The organism is Sulfitobacter sp. UBA4523 (assembly GCF_002388305.1).
GTDB classification, from domain to species: Bacteria; Pseudomonadota; Alphaproteobacteria; order Rhodobacterales; family Rhodobacteraceae; genus Sulfitobacter; species Sulfitobacter pontiacus.
Window position 1 is genome coordinate 14,819 of sequence record NZ_DGMH01000019.1, and the last position, 8,891, is coordinate 23,709.

An 8,891-nucleotide genomic window follows, 5' to 3' on the forward strand; every position below is an offset into this window, starting at 1 on the left:
TCGAACATATAGCCCGACAACCGCGTGTCCTTACCAATCACCACACGGTGCACACCGTCACGACCCGCGCTAAAATAGCGCCCCACAGCGGCCCCGATTTTCAGGGCGACCTCGGCTGTCATCGGATGCACATTGGCCTTTCCGCGAATACCGTCTGTTCCAAATAATTTTGTCATAAAATGCTCCCAAAATATGCGGCATGCCACAGAGCGACCGCTTGGCGGGTGTCGTCCACGTCATGCACACGGATCATTTGCACACCCTGCCCCAATCCTGCAAGCGCCACGGCGATCGACCCCGGCGCGCGGTCCTGAGCCTGCGGCGCGTTGCCGATCGTTCCGATGAACCGTTTGCGCGACACGCCTAGCAGGATAGGCGTCCCCAAAGCGTGAAACAGGCTTAGCCGCGCCAGCAGAACCAGATTGTGATCCTGCGTCTTGCCAAACCCGATACCCGGGTCCGCCAGAATGGCCCCCCGCGGGATGCCTGATGCCTCTAGCATGCTGATCTGCCGCTCCAGCGCGTCAAAAACATCAAGCAGCACGTTATCATACTGTGGGTCCAGATGCATGGTCGCGGGATCGCCTTGGGCATGCATAACGCAAACCGGCAGCGCCAGTTTTTGACACAGGGGCCCAAGGGCGGGATCAAAGGTGAAGCCCGACACGTCGTTTACCAGATTGGCACCAGCGTTGACCGCGGCCTCGGCCACGGCGGCCTTGCGAGTATCGATGGAGATCGGCGTGTGCAGCCCCGCCCCCCGCAACGCGGCAATGACGGGAGCGGTGCGCGTGATCTCTCCGGAGACGGGCACAAAATCCGCGCCGGGGCGTGTGGACTCGCCGCCAATGTCCAGAATATCCGCGCCGGCGGCCACCATCTCTTGTGCGACGCGCAGCGCATCGGGCACGGCATTATGCTGCCCCCCGTCCGAGAAACTATCGGGCGTCGTGTTCAGAATGCCCATGATGCGCGGACGGTCCAGCGTCAGCCCTGCCATCGTGGGACGGGGCGCAGTCAGCCGTTCCATCACGCTTGCCGGGATATCGGCCGCGGGCACAACACGGGGCGGCGCGCTGCGCGACAAGACCTCGGCATGGGTAAACCAGCCCCACCCCCCCGCGAGAGACACCGCAGTGTCAGGCCGCGCGGGGCCGATCTGGACGAGAGGTCGGAAATAATCGGTCATGTCTCACAGCCTGCCTTGGTCCACCGCTACGGCGCGCAGCGGAACAGAGGCGTCAGCCGGCAGGTCCGCCCCGATCACCAGCATCTCTGTCGCGTCGAAGCTGGCGGCGAACCACGCGGCCAAGGCCACGGCATCGCGCGGCTGTGCCGACGGGGTATCCACGCTATCAAGCACGATCTTCGACGGGGCCCAAACGCTCGTCTGACCGTTCTTCATTGCCCAATCCAGCTCTGTCCGCGTCGCCACCACAACGCAGCGATCATCCTTTGCGGCCAGCACCCAGGCGTTCTGTTCAATCGCCAGCAGATCAATGCGGCGCTGCGCCATTTTATGCCCGACCTGCGGCGCGGCGGTGTCCGATGCGCCGACACAGAGGATCAGGGGCCGCCCCATCTGGTGCAACCGGTCCAGCCACCCCGCCAGATGCGGCGAGGCGATGGCATCATTGCTCAGATAGACCAGCTCGGGGTGCGGCACCTCGCGCGCCTCGGCCTGACTGTCGGGGGTATCATCACGGGCGCGCACGATCTCGACGCCCAAAGCGCCGGGGCCACGGTCCAGCTTTTCGATGCGTACAAACACCCGCATCGCCTGCCGTTCCAGCAGGATACGATCCGCGACCCGTTCGGCCAGCGTCTCGAGCAGGTTCAGCCGTTCGTCCGACAGCTCATAGGCGATGGCCTCGGTCACGCGGTCGTAGGACAGGATACGGTCCACATCGTCGTCCACGGGGCCGGTCAGCGGCTGCACCTCGACGACGACATTGAAACAGATGCGCTGCGTTACGCCACGTTCGGCCTGAAAGGCACCGATCTCGACCTCAACGATATGATCGCGCAGGGAAATCCGGTCCAGAGGTTCAGGCCCCGCCGTCGCAGCAGCGCGTTCGGACGGGTGCGCAAAGGCAAGCCGCGTGTCACTTGTCATGGGTTTGGGCCTTTGCTTGTCTCACTCGCAAACGATCCTAGACCGTTTGCGCGGATGTACCAAAGCCAGACACGGCTGGCCAGCCATCAAAGACGACAGAAGCGCCGCTTAGTTCGACGCGGTCTGAACGCCGTCACGATAGAACATGTGCACGCCGATCTTGGTGGTGCGGGTAAAGACGCGCGACCAACGAGGGCTTACGGCGGTGGTATGATAATACGTCGCCCCCCCTGTCAGCGATGGTGCCTTGCCGTCCAGCACCGCCCGCGCGACCTTGCCGACCTGCGCATAGGCGCGAGGTTCGGCGATCACTTCGGCATTGCCATCGCAGGTGTAGGTGAACTGGCACTGGTATTTGCGACCTGTTCCCTGATTGATAACGCTGCACAAAGACCCGGGAAACTGCGCGGATTTCACACGGTTCATGATCACTTCGGCCACCGCGAACTGGCCCTTGACCGTCTCGCCGCGCGCTTCAAAGTACAGCGCCTCTGCCAGACAGCGCCATTGTTCGCCGCCCGATGCTTTCGGCTGTTCGGCCAGCCATGCGCGGGTGAACTCCACCTCGCTTGCGTTGTTCGATGCGATCATGCTTTCCAGACGTTCCGACCCGACAGAGCGCAGCCCTTTGGCTTCGATGTCAGCCAGTGCTTTGGCCTGTTGCGGGCTGGCGGACGCCACGGCAGGAGCAAGCAAAGACAGCGCCAGCAGGGCGCAGGACGAGAATTTCTGAAAAGAACGCATTGAGCGCCTCGCAAGTAGTTTCGGACAGCGCCCCCTACCCAAACTGGCACCAAGCGTAAACCCTGCCGAAACCGCCTGCGCGGGAACCCGCACAGAAAAACAACATCTAGGCGATCAGCCGCGCAAAACTACCCTATCTTGTCCGCGATTGCGAGTTGAGCCGCCGCCAATCTGGCGACCGGAACACGGAAAGGTGAGCAAGAAACGTAGTCAAAACCCGCTGCACGGCAAAAAGCAATCGATTCGGGGTTGCCGCCGTGCTCTCCGCAGATCGACAAGGTAATCCCAGGTTGTGCTTCCCGCCCCCGCGCGGCACCAAGCTGAAGCAGCTCTCCGACGCCATCACGGTCCAGCATATGGAACGGATCTTCGGGGAAAACGCCCTGCTGCACGTAGGTCGACATGAACCGTCCCGCGTCATCTCGGCTCAACCCATAGGTCATCTGCGTCAGGTCGTTTGTCCCGAAACTGAGGAAGGAACAATGGGGCGAAATCTCTCCGGCGCGCAGGGCGGCACGGGGCGTTTCGACCATCACGCCCAAACGGTAGGTAAAGCTCGCGCCGCGTTCGGATTTCACCGCCGTTGCGATCTTGTCGACGCTGGCCTTGATCAGCTCCACCTCGCGTTTGGCCGACACAAGCGGGATCATGATCTCGGGCACCACGGGGTCGCCATCGCGGCTGGCTTCGATCGTGGCCTCAAAGATCGCACGGGCCTGCATCTCGTAGATTTCGGGCACCGTCACGCCAAGACGCACGCCGCGCAGGCCGAGCATCGGGTTATATTCGGTCATCGCCTCGATCCGGCGGGTCACGTTGGACAGCGGCAAATCCAGCGCCTCGGCCAGATCGCGTTGACCGGTGCGGGTCGAAGGCAGGAATTCGTGCAAGGGCGGATCGAACAGACGGATGCACACCGGCTGACCCTGCATGATACGGAAAAGCTGTATGAAATCATCGCGTTGCATTGGCAACAAGCGTTCTAGCACGGCGCGGCGGCCTTCGCTGGTATCGGCAAAGATCATCTCGCGCATCACGGTCAGGCGGCTGGGGTCAAAGAACATATGCTCTGTCCGGCACAGCCCGATGCCCTGCGCGTCGAAATTGCGCGCGGTTTGCGCGTCAGCGGGGGTGTCGGCGTTGGCACGTATCCCGATGTCGGCAGCGTCTTCGGCCCAGGACATGAGCTTTTGAAAGGTCGCGTCCAGCAGCGGCTCAAGCATATCCGCGGCCCCGCACAGCACCTCTCCCGAGGTGCCGTCGAGGGTGATTTCATCGCCTGCCTTGAACATCCGCCCGTCAGGGGCCGTGATCACCCCCTTCACCAGATCGAACCGCATCGACGAGGCACCGACGACGCAGGGCAAGCCCATGCCCCGCCCGATCACCGCGGCGTGGCTGGTGATGCCACCGCGTTCGGTCAGCACGGCTTGGGCGGCGTGCATCCCGCGAATATCCTCGGGCGAGGTTTCGCGGCGCACCAGAATACATTTCTCGCCCCGTGCGGCACTGGCTTGCGCATCGTTCGCGTTGAACACGATCCGGCCGGTGGCGGCACCGGGGCTGGCGGCAATGCCGCGCCCGATCACATCGCGTTTCACCCGGGGGTCAACCTGCCGGTGCAACAGCTCTGTCAGGGTGCGGGGCTGGACACGCATCAGCGCCTCTTCGCGGGGGATGATCCCTTCGTCTGCCAGCGCCACCGCGATCCGCACCGCCGCTCGCGAGGACCGCGACACGCGCACGCCATCAAGGATAAACAACTCTCCGTCAGAGATGACGAATTCCACCTGCATCTCGGCGCGCAGCCGCACCCGCATCAGCGCCGCGTGCTGTTTGAGCATCTCGAAAGCTTCGGGGGCGTGTTCCTCAAGCGACGGGCCGCGCGGATCGCGCGTCAGGTAAAGCGCATCGGCGGTGTCCTGCAAGGCGTCGCGCCCCTGCGACTGGCTCAGGTACCGCCCGGTGATCTGTGGCAAGCCGGTGGTGCTGTCCACCAGCTGCAACACGCCCGAGCCGCAAATCCCCGTGCCCACACCGAAAACCATCTGCTGCACGATCAGGCCCAGCCCCGCATCTGCAGGCGCCCCCTTGGCCTGGCGTAACAGCCGCGCCGAGGTGCCCTCCCACGCCCGCGCCATGGAACTGAGCACGGCGGTCAGCTGGGTCACACGGTCCTGGGGGAAGCTTTCTTCGGTCTCAAGCTCGTAGGCCCGTAAGGATTGCAGCAGCGCCTCGCGCCCGTCGCCTTCGACGTCGTCGAACATATCGGGGTCCAGCCGCGCCACATTGACGGCGTAGGATTGCACGAAACGGGTATAAAGCGCCGATGCGGGCCCCTCGCCCATGCGTTCGCAATAGTCGGCATAGCGGTCATCGTTCATGCCGATGTTCATCACCGCCCCCGGCCCGCCCCAATCCGGATCCTGGCTAGAGGGGCGCACGCATAGCAGCGCGTCGTGGGGGAATTCATCAGCGACCGCTTGCAGATCGGGGATCTGCCCCTGCGCGATCTCGAGCACGACATCAAAGGGCAGCGCCACGGTGCGCGGCACCGGCAGATCAAGACGGACCAGACGTTGCAGACATTTAGCACGCCCCCCATGCGTATCATTCGCGATGGGGGCGGTTTGGGTCACAAGGGTTGTCATGGCGGTTTTCTGCACTGCGGCACCTTTTGGTTCCTGCGCAGCATAGGCTTTCGCCGTGGTGTGGCAAGGCGTGATCGCCTTGCCCACGTGTCGGGTCTGCTGCGTTACCCGTCGATTTTCGTCAGATCCGCGACCGAGCTACAGATCGTGCGGATACGGCTGAGCAGGTTCAACCGGTTGCGCCGGACCGTCGCGTTATCAGAGTTCACCTGCACCGCATCAAAGAACGCATCAATCGGGCCGCGCAAGGACGCCATCGCGGACATGGCCGTGCCGAAATCCTGTGCCTCCATCGCCGGTTTGATCTGCGCCTCTGCGGTATCAAGGGCGGCAAACAGCGCGCGCTCTTCTTCCGTCTCGGCAAATTTGATGTCCGCGCCAAAGGAGTATTCCACCCCATCCGCATCCTCGGCCTGACTGAGAATATTGTTGGCGCGCTTGAACCCCTGGATCAGGTTTTCCCCGTCGTCGGTTTTCAGCGTCTCGCTCAGGGCCTTGGCGCGTTTGACAAGCAGGGTCAGGTCGTCGTTCTGCGGCATCGCAATGCAAGCGTCGATGATGTCATGACGGACGCCTTGGTCTTTGAGGTAAACCTTGAGGCGGTCGTGGAGGAAGGAGAGGACCGAAGTCGGTATGCCGTCAGCAAACTCGATCGCTTCAATCATCGCAGGTGGAATCGCACCCGCCTTCTCCTCGTCTTCACTGGCGAAGATAGCGCGTCCGTCCGCCGATGTATTTAGAGCAACTACCCTTAATTCGGGAGCAAATTCACCTTCTGGATCGCCCATCGCGCGTAAGACTAGATTTACTACGCTAAGGTGTATTTTATTCTCAACCAAAATCCGAATAACGCCCAAGGCCGCGCGACGCAGCGCGAACGGGTCTTTGCTCCCGGTCGGTTTTTCGTCGATCGCCCAGAAGCCGGTCAGCTTGTCGATTTTCTCTGCCAGCGCCACGGCGATGGACACGGGCGCGGTTGGCACGTCGTCGGATGGCCCCAGCGGCGCATAGTGGTCTTGGGCGGCGGCGGCGATGGCGTCGGACTTGCCGGCGGCTTTGGCATAGTAGCTGCCCATAAGCCCCTGAAGTTCGGGGAACTCATAGACCATTTCGGACGACAGATCGGCCTTGGCGAAACGGGCGGCGGCGCGGGTCTCTTCCGCGTCGGCCCCGACCATCGGGGCGAGCTCCCCAGCCAGTGCTTCCATGCGCGAGATCAGCTCGGCCTGTGTGCCCAGCTTGTTGTGGAAGGTCACGTTGGACAGACGGTCCACCCAGGTCTGCATCCCGGCCTCCGATTGCGCGATGCGCAGATCGTTTTCCCAGAAGAATTTAGCGTCCGACAGACGCGCAGAGAGCACTTTTTCATTGCCCGCCAGAATGGTCGCGCCATCATCGGCCGTGGTGCGGTTGGCGACGGTGACAAAGCGTTCGATGCGGCCCGACTTGGGGTTGCGCACGGAAAAGAACTTCTGGTGCTCTTTCATCGAGGTTTGCAGCACCTCGGGCGGCAGGCCAAGGAAATCATCGCCAATCTGCCCCATCAGCACAACGGGATATTCCACCAGCCCTGCGACCTCGGCCAGCAGGCCCGCATCCTCGACCACCTCAAGCCCGTTGGCAAAGGCCATATTGGTCGCGTCGTTCCAGATCGTATCGCGCCGCTCTGCCGGGTCGAGCACGACAAAGGCGCGTTTCAGCTTGGCGCTGTAGTCGTCAAAGCTGCTGACGGTGATTGTATAGGGGGCCAGAAAGCGGTGCCCGCGCGTTGTGTCGCCTGCGGTGATCCCGTCGATGGTCAAGGGCACGGTCTGCGCGCCATCTTCAGCCGACAGGATACACAGGATCGAATGCAACGGGCGCACCCACCGCAAGCTGCCACTGCCCCACCGCATGGATTTGGGCCATGGGAAGTTGCGAATGGTGGTTTCCAGCACCTCGGCCACGATCTCGGCTGCGGGGCGGCCCGGCTTGTTGATCATGGCAAACAGGATCTTGCCCTTGGGCGTGTCGCGCTCTTCCAGCTGGTCGCGGGTCAGCCCCGCACCGCGCAGAAACCCTTCGATGGCTTTTTCCGGCGCGTCGGCCTTGGGGCCTTTGCGTTCCTCAACCAGCGACGGGCTGGCGTCCAGCATCCCCTCGATCGTCAGGGTCAGACGACGCGGCGTCGAAAAGGCCGCGGCAGAGGCATAGGTCAGCCCCGCATCCACCAGACCGTTCGTCACCAGTTTCTTTAGATCATCCGCCGCGCGCGCTTGCATGCGGGCGGGAATTTCTTCCGAGAAAAGCTCTATCAGGAGGTCGGGCATGGGTTCGTACCTTTCGGGGCCGCGTGTCGCTTGGGTGCGGTTAAATATGTGTCGCGCAAACAGCGCTTATGTCAAAGGGCCGGTCGATCCGGGTCGGATCAGTCGGCGGGGCGTTCCGGGCAGGCTTCGCCCACCACGGTGCCATCATAGGCTTTGTCGCCACAATCGTTCAGCTCGTGCCAGACATAGCCGCGCCCGTCCGAAGTGATCGCAACGATACGGTCTACGCCGAAATGCACGTTCTTCTGCCCCAGAAAGGTCAGCGCCGTGCCTCCCTCGATCTCTTCTGCGATGGCCTTGGCGTCGAAACAGTCGAACCAGCCCGGTGCATTGCGCGGCGTGACCTCGTCGCTGACGACATAGGTTTCGGACAGCATGGCGAGGCTAAGCGAGGTGTCGAAACATGCGCGGTAGCGGATGGGCGAGCTGTCGGCGTCGATGGCGCGGAAATTGTCGGTCAGGATCGGCTCGGACGCATTGCTCGAGATCGACACCAGCGAGACGCCCTCATCCGGTGCCGGTGCCTCGTGATAATAGCCGTAGACCTGGAGATAATAAAGCGCGAGACCCGCAATGGCTGCTGCAACCAAGATGACGCCTCCTACAATTTTACCGTTCATGCCGCGCCTTCCGACCAACCGCCGGCCCGTGTCTGAACAAAGGCGTCAGCGCAGGCTTTGGCAAGGGTGCGTACCCGCCCGATATAGGCCTGACGCTCTGTCACCGAGATGACACCGCGTGCGTCCAGCAGGTTGAAAATGTGGCTCGCCTTGATGCATTGGTCATAGGCGGGGTGCGCCATCACGATGCGCTTGCTGGTCTTGGGGTCCACGGCGTCTTGCGCAAGGATCGCCTTGCACTCGTTCTCTGCCTCGACAAAGTGGTCCAGCAGCACGTCGGTATTGGCGACGTCAAAGTTCCAGCGGGCGTATTCTTCCTCGGTCTGTTTGAATACGTCACCATAGGTCAGCGGGATCGGCGCATCGGGGCTGTTAAAGGGCATGTCCATCACGTGATCGACGCCCAGAACATACATCGCCAAACGCTCGAGCCCGTAGGTCAGCTCGCCCG

General features: G+C 62.4%; 7 protein-coding genes and 1 pseudogene. All 8 read right to left on the minus strand.

The genetic code is table 11. The features are described 5' to 3' along the window. Positions 1–176, minus strand: a pseudogene (locus tag B3849_RS04030) (phosphoglucosamine mutase); the annotation flags it as partial. Beyond that, complete coding sequence (gene folP, locus B3849_RS04035; RefSeq protein ID WP_278425960.1) at positions 173–1,189, minus strand: dihydropteroate synthase; 1,017 nt, start codon at positions 1,187–1,189, stop codon at positions 173–175. The gene folP and the pseudogene B3849_RS04030, both read right to left, overlap by 4 nt. A gap of 3 nt (positions 1,190–1,192) precedes the next feature. Then, positions 1,193–2,116: a dihydroneopterin aldolase gene (locus B3849_RS04040; protein ID WP_278425959.1), complete on the minus strand. Its 924-nt coding sequence runs from the start codon at positions 2,114–2,116 to the stop codon at positions 1,193–1,195. A gap of 108 nt (positions 2,117–2,224) precedes the next feature. After that, complete coding sequence (locus tag B3849_RS04045) at positions 2,225–2,860, minus strand: cell wall hydrolase (RefSeq protein WP_037944544.1); 636 nt, start codon at positions 2,858–2,860, stop codon at positions 2,225–2,227. A gap of 128 nt (positions 2,861–2,988) precedes the next feature. After that, a complete protein-coding gene (locus B3849_RS04050) occupies positions 2,989–5,511 on the minus strand; it encodes a putative PEP-binding protein (RefSeq protein ID WP_278425958.1) in 2,523 nt (840 codons plus the stop codon). A gap of 104 nt (positions 5,512–5,615) precedes the next feature. Further along, entirely contained in the window at positions 5,616–7,820 is a 2,205-nt protein-coding gene (gene glyS, locus B3849_RS04055) for a glycine--tRNA ligase subunit beta (protein WP_278425957.1), read from the minus strand. A gap of 98 nt (positions 7,821–7,918) precedes the next feature. Next, positions 7,919–8,440, minus strand: coding sequence for a DUF6446 family protein (locus tag B3849_RS04060; protein WP_278425956.1), 522 nt, complete (start codon positions 8,438–8,440; stop codon positions 7,919–7,921). Beyond that, a partial coding sequence (locus B3849_RS04065; protein ID WP_286779853.1) for a glycine--tRNA ligase subunit alpha occupies positions 8,437–8,891 on the minus strand: 455 nt, incomplete at its 5' end. The genes B3849_RS04060 and B3849_RS04065, both read right to left, overlap by 4 nt.